General features: G+C 68.3%; 15 protein-coding genes. 2 read left to right on the top strand and 13 right to left on the bottom strand.

Annotated features, from left to right (window positions below; translation table 11 throughout):
* Nucleotides 1–38: 38 nt before the first annotated feature.
* The 9 genes from E4O86_RS12130 to E4O86_RS12090 form a co-directional block, all read right to left on the bottom strand.
* Nucleotides 39–1,112, bottom strand: a complete 1,074-nt coding sequence (locus tag E4O86_RS12130; RefSeq protein ID WP_161140806.1) for a sn-glycerol-3-phosphate ABC transporter ATP-binding protein UgpC — start codon at nucleotides 1,110–1,112, stop codon at nucleotides 39–41.
* Nucleotides 1,109–1,252, bottom strand: a complete 144-nt coding sequence (locus E4O86_RS23580) for a hypothetical protein (protein ID WP_161140805.1) — start codon at nucleotides 1,250–1,252, stop codon at nucleotides 1,109–1,111. The genes E4O86_RS12130 and E4O86_RS23580 overlap by 4 nt, the downstream gene beginning before the upstream one ends.
* 105 nt (nucleotides 1,253–1,357) lie before the next feature.
* Nucleotides 1,358–2,197: a carbohydrate ABC transporter permease gene (locus E4O86_RS12120; RefSeq protein ID WP_161140804.1), complete on the bottom strand. Its 840-nt coding sequence runs from the start codon at nucleotides 2,195–2,197 to the stop codon at nucleotides 1,358–1,360.
* 2 nt (nucleotides 2,198–2,199) lie between these two features.
* Nucleotides 2,200–3,063 carry a carbohydrate ABC transporter permease gene (locus tag E4O86_RS12115; RefSeq protein ID WP_161140803.1) on the bottom strand — a complete coding sequence of 288 codons (864 nt, stop codon included), beginning with the start codon at nucleotides 3,061–3,063 and terminating at the stop codon, nucleotides 2,200–2,202.
* A gap of 48 nt (nucleotides 3,064–3,111) precedes the next feature.
* Nucleotides 3,112–4,368, bottom strand: a complete 1,257-nt coding sequence (locus E4O86_RS12110) for an ABC transporter substrate-binding protein (protein ID WP_161140802.1) — start codon at nucleotides 4,366–4,368, stop codon at nucleotides 3,112–3,114.
* A gap of 26 nt (nucleotides 4,369–4,394) precedes the next feature.
* Nucleotides 4,395–5,243: an NAD-dependent epimerase/dehydratase family protein gene (locus E4O86_RS12105; protein WP_161140801.1), complete on the bottom strand. Its 849-nt coding sequence runs from the start codon at nucleotides 5,241–5,243 to the stop codon at nucleotides 4,395–4,397.
* Nucleotides 5,240–6,088 carry a phosphoenolpyruvate hydrolase family protein gene (locus E4O86_RS12100; protein WP_161140800.1) on the bottom strand — a complete coding sequence of 283 codons (849 nt, stop codon included), beginning with the start codon at nucleotides 6,086–6,088 and terminating at the stop codon, nucleotides 5,240–5,242. The genes E4O86_RS12105 and E4O86_RS12100 overlap by 4 nt, the downstream gene beginning before the upstream one ends.
* A 13-nt stretch (nucleotides 6,089–6,101) precedes the next feature.
* Complete coding sequence (locus E4O86_RS12095; protein WP_161140799.1) at nucleotides 6,102–7,337, bottom strand: Tm-1-like ATP-binding domain-containing protein; 1,236 nt, start codon at nucleotides 7,335–7,337, stop codon at nucleotides 6,102–6,104.
* Nucleotides 7,338–7,343: 6 nt separating this feature from the next.
* Nucleotides 7,344–9,311, bottom strand: coding sequence for an oxidoreductase (locus E4O86_RS12090; RefSeq protein ID WP_161140798.1), 1,968 nt, complete (start codon nucleotides 9,309–9,311; stop codon nucleotides 7,344–7,346).
* 346 nt (nucleotides 9,312–9,657) lie between these two features.
* On the opposite strand from E4O86_RS12090, the gene E4O86_RS12085 reads away from it, so the two are divergent.
* Entirely contained in the window at nucleotides 9,658–10,584 is a 927-nt protein-coding gene (locus E4O86_RS12085) for a LysR family transcriptional regulator (protein WP_161140797.1), read from the top strand.
* Between the two features lie 67 nt (nucleotides 10,585–10,651).
* Here the strand turns inward: E4O86_RS12085 and E4O86_RS12080 are convergent, their stop codons facing one another.
* The 4 genes from E4O86_RS12080 to speB are packed head-to-tail and all read right to left on the bottom strand — an operon-like array spanning nucleotide 10,652 to nucleotide 14,307.
* Complete coding sequence (locus E4O86_RS12080) at nucleotides 10,652–11,434, bottom strand: ABC transporter permease subunit (RefSeq protein WP_161140796.1); 783 nt, start codon at nucleotides 11,432–11,434, stop codon at nucleotides 10,652–10,654.
* Nucleotides 11,431–12,276, bottom strand: coding sequence for an ABC transporter ATP-binding protein (locus tag E4O86_RS12075; protein ID WP_343039151.1), 846 nt, complete (start codon nucleotides 12,274–12,276; stop codon nucleotides 11,431–11,433). The genes E4O86_RS12080 and E4O86_RS12075 overlap by 4 nt, the downstream gene beginning before the upstream one ends.
* Nucleotides 12,264–13,262 carry an ABC transporter substrate-binding protein gene (locus tag E4O86_RS12070; RefSeq protein WP_161140795.1) on the bottom strand — a complete coding sequence of 333 codons (999 nt, stop codon included), beginning with the start codon at nucleotides 13,260–13,262 and terminating at the stop codon, nucleotides 12,264–12,266. Before E4O86_RS12070 ends, E4O86_RS12075 begins: the two co-directional genes overlap by 13 nt.
* A gap of 55 nt (nucleotides 13,263–13,317) precedes the next feature.
* On the bottom strand, nucleotides 13,318–14,307 hold the full coding sequence (gene speB / locus E4O86_RS12065) for an agmatinase (protein WP_246206362.1): 990 nt from the start codon (nucleotides 14,305–14,307) through the stop codon (nucleotides 13,318–13,320).
* Nucleotides 14,308–14,515: 208 nt separating this feature from the next.
* Here speB and E4O86_RS12060 point away from each other — a divergent pair.
* Nucleotides 14,516–15,475 (top strand): LysR family transcriptional regulator (locus tag E4O86_RS12060; protein ID WP_161140793.1); only part of this gene is annotated, 960 nt, incomplete at its 3' end.

Below are 15,475 nucleotides of genomic sequence, written 5' to 3'. Positions count from 1 at the left end.
TCTCTCCTCCGGCGCGGTCGTCGGGTCCGCGGGGGCCGTCATCCGATGCGCAGGCCCGTGTCCGCGTCGAAGGCGTGCACCAGGTCCCGGGGGACCTTCACGGTCAGGATTTCGCCCGGCGCGCATTCGACGGCGCTGTCGAGGACGATGACGGTCGGCTCCCCCGCCAGCTCGACGGTGACGTGGGTCTGAGCGCCGGTGGGATCGATGAACTTGACGCGGCCCCGAAGTCCGTCCGGATCGCCGGTCAGGGTCAGGTGCTCGGGCCGCACGCCGATCGTGACGATCCGCCCCTCCTCGATCGCGAGGTCCCGGGAGACGCCGATGGCGGTGCCGTCGCTCGCCACGATCGCCGCCCTTCGGTCCTCCCGGAGAAAGCGGCCGGTGAAGAAGTTCATCGGCGGCGAGCCGATGAACTCCGCCACGAAGCGGTTGGCCGGCTTCCGGTAGATCTCCAGCGGCTTGCCCTGCTGCTGGATCGAGCCCGCTTTGAGGACCACGACGCGATCGGCGAGCGTCATCGCCTCGATCTGGTCGTGCGTCACGTAGATCGAGGTCGTCCCGACGGCCTGGTGGAGCGACTTGATCTCGGACCGCATCTGCACCCGCAGCTTGGCGTCGAGGTTCGACAGGGGCTCGTCAAAGAGGAAGACGTCGGGATTGCGCACCATCGCCCGTCCCATGGCGACGCGCTGGCGCTGGCCGCCGGAGAGCTCGGCCGGTCTCCGGTCGAGAAGGCTTTCCAGCTCCAGCATCTTCGCCGCCGCGGACACCTTCGCCGCGATCTCCGCGCGGCTGCGCCCGGCGAGCCGCAGATTGAACGCGATGTTCTGCGCGACGGTCATGTGCGGGTAGAGCGCATAGCTCTGGAACACCATGGCGATGTTGCGGTCGCGCGGGCTGAGATCGTTGACGATCCGGTCGCCGATGGCGATGCGGCCCTCGTTGATCTCCTCCAGGCCCGCGATCAGCCGAAGCAGCGTGGACTTCCCGCATCCAGACGGGCCGACCAGGACCACGAATTCGCCGTCGCGGATCTCGAGATCGACGCCCTTGAGGGCATGGAAGCCCCCGAAGTGCTTGTGAACGCCCTCGATGGTGACCGCGCTCACGCGCGCCACTCCCCGGCGCCGGTCGGGTCGGGCGTGACGAGGAAGCGCATGCCGGCATGCGCTTCGTGAAGCCTGAGGCGGAGGGCTTCGCGCCGCCTCGTGCGGGTCCGGACGCTTCGCATCGCTTGCCTGTCCTTCACGCCTCGTCTCCTTCGGGTGGGCCGCCGGCGGCCGGCCCCGCACGCCCCGGCCGGGCCTTGCCGCGGCGTGGCATGCGGGCAGGGCTGTGCCGACGCGCCGCCATCTCACGTCCTTCCGAGCCCGACGACGCGGACATAGTAGCGCTGGAGGAGCAGGAACGGCACGAGCGCCACCGCCACGGCGATCGAGGCCGACGAGAACAGGACGCCCCAGTTCGTCTGGTCCACGCTCATGTTCCGCGCGACCGCGACCTGGACGACGACGAGTTCCGGAGAGGAGGCGGCGATCAGCGGCCAGAAGAACGCATCCCATTGATGGATGAAGATCAGCAGGGAGGCCGCCGCGACGGTCGGGCCGGACAGCGGCAGCGTCATGCGCAGATAGATCTGCCACCAGGATGCGCCGTCGACGCGCGCCGCCTCGTAGATGTCCCGCGGAATCGCGAGAAAGAACTGCCTGAAGAGGAAGATCACGAGGCCGTTCGCGGCCTCCGGCAGGATCAGCGCGCCATAGGTGTTGACGAGGCCGAGCGCCCTGGAGATCGAGTAGAGCGGGATGACGATCGACTCGAACGGCATCATGAACGAGAGCAGGACCAGCACGAAGAGGACGTTCTTGAACCGGAACTCGAAGACGGCGAAGGCGAATCCGGCCATGGAATTGACGAAGACGCTGAGCGCCACCGTCGTCGTGCACACGAAGAGCGAGTTGAAGAGCGCGCGGGTGAACTCGCTCCGGAACACGGCGATGTGGTTCTGGAGGGTGATCCGGGTCGGGACCAGCGTCCGGATCCCGAAATCGTTGGCATAGCGGAATATGTCCTCCACCGGCCTGAACGAGGACATCACGAACCAGTAGAGCGGCAGGATCAGCACCACGAAGATCAGGGTGAGCGCGGCATAGCGCGCCGCGCCTGCAAGCCGTCGGCGGCGCCGCTCATGCATGGTCAGTGCGCTCCCTTCGGACGGAGCAGGCGCAGTTCGAGCCCGACGATGAGCAGGATCATCGCGAGGACGATGACGGAGATCGCCATCGCCCGGCCGTGGTCGAAATAGGTGAAGGCCGACTGGTACGCCTCGAACATCAGGAGATGCGTGGTTCCCGCCGGCCCGCCCTGGGTGATGATGTAGGGCGGCGCGAACATGAGGAAGTTGATGGCCGTATCGGCGACGAGCACGAAGGCGAGCGGCCGCTTCATCAGGGGAAGGATGATGAAGACGAGCCGCGACCACCACCCGGCGCCGTCGATCTCGGCGGCCTCGAGCACGTCCCGGGGTATCGCGATGAGGCCTGCCAGCAGGAAGATCATCCAGTAGCCGGCGCCCTTCCAGGTGGCGATGCCGATGATCGACCAGATCGCCTGGTCCGCGCTCCGGAAGAACGGTTGCGGGGGCACGCCGAGCCACTTGAGGAAGCCGTTCACCGGTCCGAGCGTCGGCTCGAGCAGGATGCCCCAGATCACGGCCGTCAGGGCGATCGACACCGTCATCGGGGCCATGAAGCTCGCCCGGAAGACGCCCAGGAACGGTCCGGGCCGGACGAGCATCAGCGCCAGCACCATGGCACAGACAACTTGGAGCGGGTTGATCACCAGGTTGAACAGGAGCGTGACCCGGATCGAGTTCCAGAAGGTCGGATCGGAGAACAGGTAGGTGTAGTTCTCCAGCCCGGCGAAGCGGACCTCGCCGGTGAGAGACGTCTCCTGCAGGCTTCCCCAGAGCGCCGCGCCGATCGGAGCGAAGCGGAACACGAAGAGGCCGAGCATCGCGAGAGAGACGAACAGGTAAGGTGTCCACCACTTCGTCTGCATCGGCCCGCTACGAGTTCGGCGCGTAGATGCCGGTGCGCAGCCAGCTCCTCACGAGCGGTACTTCCGCAGTTCCCGGTCGGTCTTCCGGGCTGCGGCCGTCAGGGTGGACTTGGGGTCCGCGCCCGTCTGGATGTCGCGCAGGGCAAGCCTCAGGATCTCCTCGTATTCGCGGTATCCGGGCGTCGAGGGCCGCGCGACAGCGGTATTGGCGTAGTCGTATTCGACGATCCGCCACATGTCCCCGGAATAGTAGTCGCTCATGCGCGTCCAGAGCGCGGTCAGGAACGGCGGATAGGGCCGGCTCCTGAGGAACTGCTCCTGGACGGCGGGTTCCATCAGGGCGCGGATGAAGGCTTCGGAGGCTTCCCGCTTCTCGGTGCGCGGATTCACGCCGAAGGTCCAGCCGCCGGTGGTGCTGACGGGCTTGCCGGACTCGAAATAGGGCGCGGGCGCGACCCCGAACGGGACGCCCGCTTTCACGAAGGTGTCGCGGCCGGCCGTCAGGCCGATCATCATGGCGAGCTTGCCGGTCGAGAACAGCTCCCACACGACCGGGATGTCGAAGAGGCCCTTCGGCGACAGATTCTCGTTGTAGAAGCTCTGCATGAAGGTCCATGCGCGGACGAATTCGTCCGAGTCCATGTAGCCGCTCGCGGTCAGGCCATCCTCGGAGAGCGCCACGCCGCCGAGCGACTGGCCGAGCGGGAGCATCTCGTAGGGGCGTTCGGACTGGTCCCAGGCCAGTCCCCAGACGCCGGACGAGGCGTCGGCGAGCGCCTTGGCGACCTCCTTCGTGTGCTCCCATGTCCAGCGTTTCGTCGGATCGGGTGAGGGCGGCTCGATGCCCGCCTTCTCGAACAGCGCGGCGTTGTAGAACAGCACGGTGGCCGTGTTGGCGAGCGGCGCCGAATATTGCTTGCCCTTGTAGCTGCACGCCGCCACCGCCGACGGCGCGATCGCCTTCTTGTCGATGAGGTCGTCGAGGGCGAGGAGATGGCCGCGCAAGGCATAGGAGGCCGTCAGCGGACCGTCCACGATATAGACGTCCGGATCGGGACCGCGCGCGCCGAGACGGACCTCAAGTGCCTGCATCAGCTGGTTGAACGGGATCCGCTCGACCTGCAGCCGGACGGGAGCGGCCGCCTCGATCGGCTTCACCAGGCCTTCCGAGGTCACCCGTTCGTCCCAGTTGGCGAGGGAGATGACCCTGAGCTCGGTCCGCTCCTGCGCGGACGGGAGCCCGGCGCAGGCGAGCGTCGCCGCCGTTGCCGTCCCGATCTTCAGTACGTCGCGTCTCGTTATCATGGTTCCCTCCCTGCGAGCGCTCTTCGTTATTGCGGCTCCGCTCTCCACGTGTGTCGCGGCTGATAGCCGAGCGTCCTCTTGATCTCCCGGATCGACCACACCGCCTCGTGCTCGGTTGCGGGGAATCCCGCTTCGAAGGCCGGATTGCCGTAGGGATAGAACCGGCTGACGAGCTCGCGCGACGAAATCGGGGAGCAGGTGTCATCCGCGCCGACATGGAAGGCGTGATGGCCGTCGAGATCGGATTCGAGGGCGAGCTTGGTGGCCTGCGCCGCGTCGCGCGCGTCGACGTAGTTCCAGAGGAAGCGGGCGCCGTCCTCTTCCGAATGCCGCTTGAGGCGTGCGACGGATTGCGGGATCTCGGGATATCTTATGGTGGCGAACCGGAGCGACACCGCGGTGAAGCCGTGCCTGCGCACATAGGCCTGGCATAGCAGCTCGCCGACGGTCTTCGACAGGCCGTATATGTCGTCGGGAACGCCGTCATAGCTTTCGTCCACCGGCACGCTCCGCAGCGGCAGCGGCGAGGACGAGTTGATGAAGCCTTCGGCGCAGATGCTGCTCGCGAAGACAATCCGGCGGGCGTTCGAGGCGACCATGCATTCGAGCACGTTGAGCGTGCCGGAGGTGTTGATGTCCCAGATGGCCCGGTGCTCCGGGGTGAGGATCGGAATGCCGGCGAGGTGGACGACCGCATCGCAGCCTGCGATCGCCCGCGTGACGTCGTCTTCGGAACGGATGTCGCCGATGACGACGGCGTGGCGCGCATCCGTGCCCGGCACGGCATCGAAGAGCACGATCTCGTGGCTGTCCTCCAGCGCCTTGGCGACATAGCGTCCGAGCCGCCCGAGCCCGCCCGTCAGGAGCACCTTCATTGCGCGGCACCCTGCTGTCCGCGCATGTGGAGCGGCACGGCCTTGAACGCCTTCACGACATCGACGACCGCGCGTTCGATCGGGATGCGCTCGATGCTGGAGGCGCCGACGAAGCCTTCCGCGTCGGTGAGCTCGTAGAGGGCCCGCGTGTCCTCGGGGGCCGAGAACCCGCCGCCATGCGCCAGACACAGGATATCGGGCGCGACCGACCGGGCGCCCTCGATGATGCCTTGCACCGACGCCGCCAGCTCGCGCAAAGGGCGGTCGTCCTTCACGCTGACGAGGCCGCCCTTGGTGACCCCGACATGCGCGCAGATGCAGTCGCAGCCGGCATCCGCCACCCGCTTCGCCTGCTCCGCGTCGAACACGTAGGCGAGCGTGAACAGGTCTTTCGACCGGGCCACCCGGATCATCTCGACTTCGCGGGAGAAGCCCAGTCCGACCATCTCCCGCTTGTCGGCATAGCCGGGCATCATGAGAATGGTGGGGAAGTTGATGACGCCCGAAATGTCGTGCTCGATGAACCGGTCGAGCAGGCGGGAGAGGTCCAGGCGGGTCGGATCGGTTGCCTCGACCCCCGCGATCAGCGGGATCGTCTTGGTGACGTTCGAAATCTCGTCGAGCATCGCCTGCGTGATGGCGTTCGAATCGCCGATCCGGCTCGTCGGCAGCCCCATCAGCCGCGACTTGCCTGTGCTGTAGATGATCAGCAGGTCGGCGCCGCCGATCTCCGCGCATTTGGCGATGATGCCGGCGCTGGCGCCCGCTCCCAGGATCGGCTCGCCCCGGCTCCGCACGCCGGCGAGCCGGCGGAAGATCTCCTCGCGTGCTATTCGCTGTGCCATTTCCCTCGCCCCTCTAAGCCGCCACGCCGTCCGACAGGCGCGTGTATTCGTCGACAAGGCGGCGAGCGAAGCCGGCCTCGTTTATGTGCATGTCCGTCGCGACGACCGTGCCGTCGGGTCCTGGCGGCGCATCCAGGATCGCGTCCATGCAGGCCCGGTCGGCCTCGGGCAGCCAGAACGGGCCGCCGGGACGGTCGTATTCCGAGAAGCCGTTGCCCGGCATCACGATCGCGTAGCGCCCGCCGGATTCGCCGAGGCGGGAAGCCAGGATCGAGCCGCATTCTCCGGATTCGGCACGGTCGGTCCGCATCAGCGTGACCGCGGACGAATGCTCGTAGAGCAGCCTCTGCGCGAAGCGCGCCGGCACGGCTCCGGTGGTGAAATTCACGAAGTCGAGCGCGCCGAGGCTGATCACCCGCGGGATCTTTCCGAGCGCCGCCAAGCCGTACCGGAGGCCATCGGTCCTGCAGGTCCCGCCGCACAGCGTGTCGGCGATCTCGTGCGTGGTGATGTCGATTATCCCCTGGATGGCCCCCTGCTCGGCCAGGCGTTCCATCGCCGGGCCGCCGATCCCGTTCGCCGGGAAGACCACGACGTCCGTCCCCATCGACAGCAGCAGCCGGCGCACCTCCGACACGCAGGGCGTGGTGACGCCGAAGCTGGTCAGCGCCACCGTCCGGCCTCGCGCCGGGGCAGGGTCCTCGAAGCCGAGCCAGGCCGCCAGCATCCTTACGGAACGCTGCAGGACGGGCCGAGTGATCCGGTTCACGCCGAGGAGATCGGCGACGGTCGGGACCAGCACGACGTCGGAGCTGCCGACGAGCTGCCGGACATTTCCGATCAGGGACGGGGTCACGATGATCTTCGGCATGCCGAGCGGGAGCGAGCGCATCGCCCCCGCCGCCATGACGGTCCCCCGCGAGCCGCCGATCCCGAGCACGGCGGCGACCTCGGAAGAGGCCGCCATCGCGCCGAGGATCTTGCCGAGGCCGGCGCTCATGACGGCAAGCGCCCGTCCGGAATGCCGCTCGCGGATCAAGGCCGCGAGCGGCGTGCCGCCGGCCTCGGCGATCGCGGCGCGGCCGATGTCGGACGCGCATCCCGGCTCGCCGAGAATGCCGGTATCGAAGACGAGGGTCGGCAGGCCGAGCTTCCTGCATTCGTCGCGGACGAGCAGGACCTCCTCGGCCTTCGTGTCGAGGGCGCCGACGATCGCGACCGGAGCGGGAGGGGAACCGTGGCCGGCCATCGCAGCTCAGATCCGCATCGCGGCGGCCGCGCCGGCGAAGACCGCATCCATGAGACGCGTCGTCCCGGCCGCGTCGCCGACGACATGCACGGCCGCGAACTTCGCGGCGAGATCGCCCGGGACGGCATGGACCGCCGGCGGGGCGGGCGGAACGATGATCGTGTCCGCCGCCACCGGGATTCTCTCCCCGTCGCGCGTCCGCACCTCGCAAGCCGGTTCCGAAGCGGCGATCGCTGCGCCTTCGATGATGCGGAGCCGGGCGCTCCCCAGCCGCTCGAGGAGCGACACCCTGACGGCGGCCTCGGAGTCCGGCGCCACCTCGCCGACGGCGAGCGTGACGGCTCTTCCCGAGGCGGCGAGGAGCAGCGCCAGCTCGCAGCCCTGCTGGCTTCCGTCCGCGACGAGGACGCTCTCGCCGAGCGCCTCGAACCGGCGGAGCGCCGTCTCGACGGACTGCGTCCGCTCATCGGCCGGATTGCCCGCAGCGGCCTCGCTTCCGGTCGCCACGATCAGGACGTCGCCGCCCGCCTCGATCCGCGCGCCGGACGCCGCATCGGCGCCGAGGATCGTCTGCACGCCGAGACGCCCGCATTCCGCGATCATGTAGTCGAGCCACCGGCGCTGCTCGGAACGGTAGGGAAGCATGGCGGAGAGCCGCAGCTTGCCGCCGAGGTCCGGCTCCCGTTCGTAGAGCGTGACGTCGTGGCCGCACTGCCTGGCCCAGATCGCCGCCGTCAGGCCGGCCGGGCCGCCGCCGATCACGGTCACCTGCCGGGCGGCGGCGGCCTCGCGCGGGGCGAGGCGGGAGCCGCGGCCGAGCGACGGATTGACCGTGCAGGCGACGCCGCGGAAGGACCGCAGCTGCATCATGCAGTCGTTGCAGTAGATGCAGGGGCGGATCTCGCTCTTCCGCCCGCTTCGGATCTTCTGCGGCATCTGCGGGTCGGCGAGCAGCTCGCGGCCGAAGGCGACGAGGTCGGCCAGCCCGCTGGAGACGACCGAGGCCGCGAGCTCCGGCGTGTTGATCTTTCCGATGGCGATGAGCGGCAGCGACACGGCGCTGCGGACGGCGCGGACGTCGTCGAGCTGAAGCCCGGGATCCATGTAGAGCGTCGGAAACTGCCAATGGCCCGATTCGCGCGTACCGGAGGTCATGTCGAGCGCGTCGACGCCCTCCTCCTCGAGGCGCCGCGCGACGGTCACGACGTCCTCGTTCGTGAGGCCGCCCGGGTGGTGGTCAGCCCCGTTCAGCCGGCAGATGATCGGGAAGGCGGGGCCGACGCGTTCGCGGCATGCCGCCAGGATCTCGACGAGCAGCCGCATCCGGTTTTCGATCGACCCGCCATATTCGTCCTCCCGCTTGTTGGTGAACGGCGACAGGAAGGAGGAGAGGAGATAGCCGTGGCCGGCATGCAGGGTCACGGCGTCGAAGCCCGCGAGCTGGACGCGCACGGCCGCTTCGGCGAACTTCTGAACCATGTCCCTGATGTCCTGGCCGGTCATCGCCCGGGGAACCGTCCCCGAAGGCACCCAGGGCACCTCCGAGGAGGAGATCAGCGGCAGGCCGCGGGTGGAGCGGAGATTGGACTGGCGCCCGGCATGGTCGATCTGGACCGCCGCTTTGGCGCCGTTCGCATGGACGACGTCCGCGAGCTCGGCGAGCCCCGCCACGTAGCGCTCGTGCGAGGCATTGAGCGTGATCGGCGAGTTGTTGCCGCGCGGGGCCTCCACTGCGGCATGCTCGACATAGAAGAGGCCGGCGCCGCCCCGCGACTGGGTATCGACATAGTCCAGCAGCCGCTCGGATACGCCCCCTTCGGCATCGCCGAAATTCGAGTGCATCGGGGCATGGACGAGCCGGTTCGAGAGCCGCAGCGAGCCGATCCGGAACGGACGGAACAAGGCTTCGACCAGTGCGTCCGAGCGCCCGGAAGGGCCGCTCCCGTCCCCTTTGCCGATTGTGACAGCGTCCATCTTGCCTCCCCCGAGGAGCGACCGAATCCGGCTCCGCTCCGCGGCCCTCCACAAGGGGCGCCGGCGATTCCGCTTTCCTGTTTCAGCGGACAGCCTTCAGTAGAAACTGAAGACAGGTATCTCCTATCGATATGGATAGGGCCGGCGCTTTGTTGTATTTGCCGGGAGAGTACGAGGTTGCCGGACACTGTCAAGGTAATGCTCTATAACAATTCACTATGACAGGTATAGCATTTCGTGAAGATTATGTCGTTGGCGAGCCGCATCGGCGCGCCCCGGGCCATGCCTCTCGCCGGCCTGTCCGGGCCGGCCAGGCGCAGTGGAGGACTGAAAGGACCATGCTCTGATGGAGCTTCGCCAGATCCACTACTTCACCTGCCTCTACGAGGAGGGAAGCGTCACGCGGGCCGCCAAGCGCCTCAACGTCGTGCAGCCTGCGGTCAGCACCCAGATCGGAAAGCTCGAGGACGAGTTCGGGCAGATCCTGTTCGATCGGACCCCGCGCGGCATGGTCCCGACGCAGGCGGGCCACGAGATCTACCGCCTGCTCAAGCCCGTGCTCCAGGACCTGATGGATGCACGCCAGCGGATCATAGAGCGCACCGGGCGCATTACCGGCTCGGTCATTTTCGGGGCGGTGAGCAGCATTTCGGCCGGCGTCCTTTCGGGGACACTCATCGGGTATGTCGAGGCGTATCCCGACGTCTCGGTGACGGCGGTCGGCGGCTACAACAACGACCTCCACGAGGCCGTGCAGTCCGGCGCTCTGGATTTCGCGTTCATCAACCAGGTGCCATCCGAGTTCCAGGCGACCGCGCGGATCGTATTGGAGGAGGAGTTTTTCCTGATCGCGGCGCCGGCCGCCACGGGCGAGGCAAGGCCGCCCATCGCGATCGGCGACCTCGCCGCGCACAAGCTCGTCCTGCCCTCGAAGCGGCATGCGCTGCGGATGACGATCGACAGGGCGGCCGCGAACGATCATTTCCCGCTCGTGCCGCGTCTCGAGCTCGACGAGCTGATCGTCGTCAAGGACCTCGTCCAGCGTTCCGATTGGGTCACGATCCTTCCCGCGACCGCGGTCCACGGGGATCTGCAGGACCGCCGGCTCGGCGCGCGGCGGATCGTCGGGGCGAGATTGAGGCGGCAACTCGCCTGCACGGTCACGCCCCGCCGCCCCCTCACCGCCGCCGCGCGTCTCCTGATCGACAGGCTTTCCGCCAATCTCGCCGAGGCGGCGAACTCCACCCTTCGCGTCGTGGTCGGGCACGATTAGGAACCGTCCGGCCGCGGGAAGTCCGCCCGGCTGCCGTCGCGGCCGGTGTCTCTTCCCCGGCCGTCGGTCAGTCCATGCCGAGCCGCTTCTGCCAGGAGAAGCGGCGCTCGATCCAGGCGAAGAACGCGAAGACGAGGAGCCCGAGGACGAGCAGCACGACCAGCGTGGCGAACGCCTTGCTGACGTTGAGGCGCGACTGGTAGAGGATCAGCAGGTATCCGAGTCCCGCCGTCGACGACACCCATTCCACCACGATCGCGCCGACCACCGAGGCCGCGGCCGCGAGCCTGAGGCCCGCGAAGACGTGCGGCAGGGCCATCGGAATCCGGACATAGCGATAGACCTGCCATGGCGAGGCGGCGACGGAATCCAGCAGCAGCAGCATCTGCCGCCCGGTCGCCTGGAGCCCCGCGAGCGTGTTCACGAGCACCGGAAAGAACGAGAAGATGGCTATGATCATCAGCTTCGGGGCGAGGCCCACGCCGAACCAGATGATGAGGATCGGGGTGATTGCGACGATCGGCGTGGTCTGGGTCGCGAGGATCGGCACGTAGAGCGCCTTGTTGAGGACGGGCGACTGATCCATCACGACGGCGAGCGCCAGGCCGAGAAGGGCGCCCGCGCCGAGCCCGAGCACCACTTCGGTCATGGTGACGGCCGCATGCTGCAGGAAGGTGTCGCGTTGCCCGACGAGCGCCGCGCCCACCTCGCCGGGCGTCGGAAGCAGGTAGCCCGGCACGCCGAAGACCCAGATCACGCTTTGCCAGAGGACGACGAGGAGCGCGATGAAGCCGGCGATCGCGACCGCCTGGCGGACCGGGCCCCGGTGCGTCTTGCCCGCGGCCCTCACGGCAGCCTGCCTTCGTCGCGCTCGAGCAGGCGCTGGAGATGGAACACGCATTCGGTGAACTCGCGCGTGAACCGCACGTCGGGGTCGCGCGGACGCGGCAGCGGCACCGTGATCTCCTCCACGATCCGGCCCGGCCGCGGGCTCATGGCGATCACCCGGTCGGACATGAAGACCGCCTCCGCGATGTTGTGCGTCACGAACAGGATCGTCTTCCGGTCGCGGCTCCAGATGCGCATCAGCTCGATGTTCATCTGGTGCCGCGTGAATTCGTCGAGGGCTCCGAACGGCTCGTCCATCAGGAGGAGCAGCGGATCGAGGCAGAGCGCCCGGGCGATCGCGGCCCGCTGCTTCATGCCCCCCGACAGCTGGTGCGGGTAGCGCTCGGCGAAGTCGGCGAGCCCGACGATCTCGAGGATCGCGGAGGCGCGCTCCTCGGCTTCCTTGGTCCATCGGCCCGCCACTTCGAGAAGGAGCGTGCAATTGGCGCGGATGGTCCGCCAGGGGAGCAGCACGGGCTGCTGGAACACGACGCCGATCTCGCGGTCGGCACGGGCGCGTGCCGGCGGATGGCCGGCGATCAGGACCTCCCCGTGGGTCGGCTCCTGCAGGCCGGCGACGATCGAGAGCGCCGTGGACTTGCCGCATCCGCTCGGGCCGATCAGGCTCACGAACTCCTTGTCAGCGATGTCGAGATCGAAGCCGGCGAGGGCATCCACCTCCGCGCCGTCCTCCAGCGGATAGCGCTTGCCCACGCCGCGCACCGAGACGAGCGCCCGCTCCCGGACGGAAGCGGGCGCCGCCGCGCGCTTCGCCTTGTGCGCCACGGCGCTCAGTTCTTCCACTCCTTCGCGTTGTCGGGCAGGTAGTCGTTCGTGAACATCGTGCCGAGATCCGCCACGGGGTGCTCGATCACCTTGCCTTCCACCAGCGCGTCCTGCAGCCCCTTCCAGTCGTCGGTGTCCATCCAGCCGAAGCCGTGCTCGGCGACGTCGGGACTGCCGATGAGCTTCATGGAGATGGCGAGCGCCTTCTGCATGAAGTCCTTGTCCTCCTCGGGATTGGCCTTCATCATCACGGCGAGCGTCATGTCGGGGTCTGCGGCGGCGTCGATCCAGCCTTTCACCGTCGCGTGCAGGAAGCGCCGGATCAGGTCGCCGTTCTTCTTCGCCCAGTCGGAATTGGCGACCACGACGGGCCCGTAGATCTGCACCTTGTCGTCGCTCATGACGAAGACGTTGACGGGCAGTCCCTCCTTCTCCGCGTTGATCGCCTCCCAATCCCAGTATCCCATGGCGGCGTCGATCTCGCCGGAGAGGAGCAGCGGCACCATCGCCTCGGGCTGGACCGTGATCCAGTTCACCTTGTCGCGGTCGATCCCGGCCCGCCCGAGCTTCGATTCGAACATGTAGACCGTCGGGTTCGACACGTTGTACCCGACCTTCTTGCCGACGAAATCCCCGATCGCCTCGATGCCTCTGTCCTTGCGGGCGATCACGCCTTCCGGGTTGGACTGCATGTAGGCGGAGACGGCCGTGAGCGGCATGCCCTGGCTCACGCCCACCACGACGGAGCTCGCCGTGGGGAGGCCGAGCTGCGCGGTTCCCGCGGCGACCGCCTGGATCGTCGGGTTGGAGCCCTTGAGCAGCAGGAACTCGACGTCGAGGTCGGCGTCGCCGAAATAGCCCTTGTCCTTGGCGACGTAGAATCCCGCCCAGCCCGAATAGGGAACGTTCCAGGGCAGCGCCAGGGTGATCTTGTCGGCCGCCCATGCCGATGTCGTTCCGAGCAGAACGAGTGTCGCGGCCGCGGCCCTCAGCAATCCGTTCATCTGTCCCTCCTGACCCCCCGCTCCTCCCCGGAGGAGCGCCTTCGCTTCCCTCGCCTCAGTGCGTCCCCTCCCGGTCGGGCGCCGGCGTTCGGATGCGTGTCCCCTCGGCAGCCTTGCCGCCACGCTCCGATGCCGTGCCGTTCGGCGCGCGCGCCACGACGCAGAGCATCTCGAACAGCAGATTTGCGGCCGTCAGGGCCGTGTTGCCGCTCGGGTCGTAGGGCGGGGAGACCTCCACCAGGTCGCCGCCGACGAGGCGCAGCCCGCTGCAGCCCCGCACGATCTCGAGCGCCTGCCAGGTGGTCAGGCCGCCGATCTCGACCGTCCCGGTGCCGGGCGCGAATGCCGGATCGAGCGAATCGATGTCGTAGGACAGGTAGACGGGGTGGTCGCCGATGGCGCGCCGGACCTCCTGCATCAGCGGCGCGAGCGACCGGTACCAGCATTCCTCGGCCGGCACCACGGTGAAGCCCTGCCTGCGCGACCACTCGAACTCCTCCGGCGAATAGCCGGTGCCCCGCAATCCGATCTGGAACACCTTGCGCGGGTCGAGGCATCCCGCCTCGAGCGCCCGGCGCATCGGCGTGCCGTGCGCGATCGCCTCGCCGAACATGTGCTCGTTCACGTCGGCATGGGCATCGACATGGATGAGCGCGACCGGGCCGTGCCGGCGCGCCATCGCGCGGAGGATCGGATAGGTCAGCGTGTGGTCGCCGCCGAGGGTGAGGGGGACGCAGCCCTCTTCGAGGATCGCATCGAACGCCTGCTCGATCAGCACGACGCTGCGCTTCAGGTCGAAGGTGTTGATCGCGACGTCGCCGATGTCGGCGACCTGGAGGCTGTCGAACGGCGCCGTGCCCGTCGCCACGTTGAACGGCCGCAGCATGCAGGATTCCGCCCGGATCTGGCGCGGCCCGTGGCGCGTGCCGGAGCGGTTCGAGGTGCCGATGTCGATCGGCACGCCGACGAAGCAGGCGTCGAGGCCTGCCGCACTCGCCTGCGTGGGAAGCCGCATCATCGTGCTCGGGCCGGCGAAGCGCGGCATCTCGTTGCCGCCGAGGGGCTGGTTGAGAACCCGGCTTCCGGGTCCGCCCGCGGCGGGTCCGGCCGCGCCGGATCTACTGGCACAATCCTTGCGGTTCGATTGCATGGGCCGCTTTCAATTGCTTCCGCACGAGCTAAGCTCGCCCCGCAGAGGCGAAAAATAGCGATGCACCAAAGTGCGCCTTTGGATTTGTCAATGTGAGGAGCACATGCAGCTCTCCGGAAGTGACCTCCGCCTGCTTGCAGTGTTCGACGCGGTGGTGCGCTGCCAGGGCTTCGCGGCGGCCGAGGCGGAGCTCAACATCAGCGCTTCCACCATCAGCAACCACATGACGGCCCTCGAGCACCGCCTCGGCATCAAGCTCTGCCAGCGCGGCCGCGCCGGCTTCGCCCTGACCGATGGCGGGCGCGCGGTGCACGAGGCGACGCGCACGCTGCTCGCCTCCACGCAGCATTTCGCGTCGGAGATCGAGGCCGCGCGCGTGAGCCCGCCGAGCGAGCTCCGGATCGGGCTCGTCGACACGGTGGCGAGCGACCCGAACTGCCGGATCGCGGAGGCCGTGCGCGCCTTCCGCGGCAGGATGCCGGCCGTCTCCATCCTCCTTTCGCAGGATCCGCCGCAGGAGCTTCAGGCCAAGGTCCGCGAGGGCGAGTATCATTGCGGGATCGGCAGCTTTCCGCACCTCGTCTCCGGCCTGGAGGAGCACACGCTCTACAAGGAGGCCCATCTTCTCTATGTCGGCGCCGGTCATCCGCTCTTCGCGATGCCGGACTGCGAGATCACGCCCGAGCTGATCGAGCGCTACGACACGATCCGCCGCGGCTACTGGCGGGACCGGGACGGCCGCCGCTTCCAGCTCGGCCCGGCGCGCGCCACGGTGAACCAGATCGAGCCGCAGATCCTGCTGGTCCTGTCCGGCCTCTATACCGGGTTCCTGCCGGAGCACGCGGCGACGGCCTGGGTCGCCCGCGGCGGCATGCGGCCGATCCTGGCGGAGCGCTACCGGTTCGACTGCAAGTTCGGCTTCGTCACGCGGAAGGGTTCGCCGGAGCCGGAGATGCTGCGCATCTTCCGCGATTGCTGCCTTGCCGCCCACCGTCCCGAGGGCGCGCCGCGGGCCGCGCTGCGGCAGGTCGCGCCGCGCCTCGCCGAGGGCCGCCCCGGCGCC

The organism is Propylenella binzhouense (assembly GCF_009866965.1).
In the GTDB taxonomy this organism is placed as follows: Bacteria; Pseudomonadota; Alphaproteobacteria; order Rhizobiales; family Afifellaceae; genus Propylenella; species Propylenella binzhouense.
Note: the sequence above shows the minus strand (reverse complement) of the source record. Positions and strands in the feature narration are given on the sequence as shown.

What these genes read in the sequence shown, in the direction of transcription:
- speB (WP_246206362.1), bottom strand. Translation starts at nt 14,307, where the DNA reads ATGCCGCGCTTCGCCGGCCCGAGCACGATGATGCGGCTTCCCACGCAG.
- E4O86_RS12090 (WP_161140798.1), bottom strand. Translation starts at nt 9,311, where the DNA reads ATGGACGCTGTCACAATCGGCAAAGGGGACGGGAGCGGCCCTTCCGGG.
- E4O86_RS12095 (WP_161140799.1), bottom strand. Translation starts at nt 7,337, where the DNA reads ATGGCCGGCCACGGTTCCCCTCCCGCTCCGGTCGCGATCGTCGGCGCC.
- E4O86_RS12105 (WP_161140801.1), bottom strand. Translation starts at nt 5,243, where the DNA reads ATGAAGGTGCTCCTGACGGGCGGGCTCGGGCGGCTCGGACGCTATGTC.
- E4O86_RS12100 (WP_161140800.1), bottom strand. Translation starts at nt 6,088, where the DNA reads ATGGCACAGCGAATAGCACGCGAGGAGATCTTCCGCCGGCTCGCCGGC.
- E4O86_RS12120 (WP_161140804.1), bottom strand. Translation starts at nt 2,197, where the DNA reads ATGCATGAGCGGCGCCGCCGACGGCTTGCAGGCGCGGCGCGCTATGCC.
- E4O86_RS12085 (WP_161140797.1), top strand. Translation starts at nt 9,658, where the DNA reads ATGGAGCTTCGCCAGATCCACTACTTCACCTGCCTCTACGAGGAGGGA.
- E4O86_RS12070 (WP_161140795.1), bottom strand. Translation starts at nt 13,262, where the DNA reads ATGAACGGATTGCTGAGGGCCGCGGCCGCGACACTCGTTCTGCTCGGA.
- E4O86_RS12115 (WP_161140803.1), bottom strand. Translation starts at nt 3,063, where the DNA reads ATGCAGACGAAGTGGTGGACACCTTACCTGTTCGTCTCTCTCGCGATG.
- E4O86_RS12110 (WP_161140802.1), bottom strand. Translation starts at nt 4,368, where the DNA reads ATGATAACGAGACGCGACGTACTGAAGATCGGGACGGCAACGGCGGCG.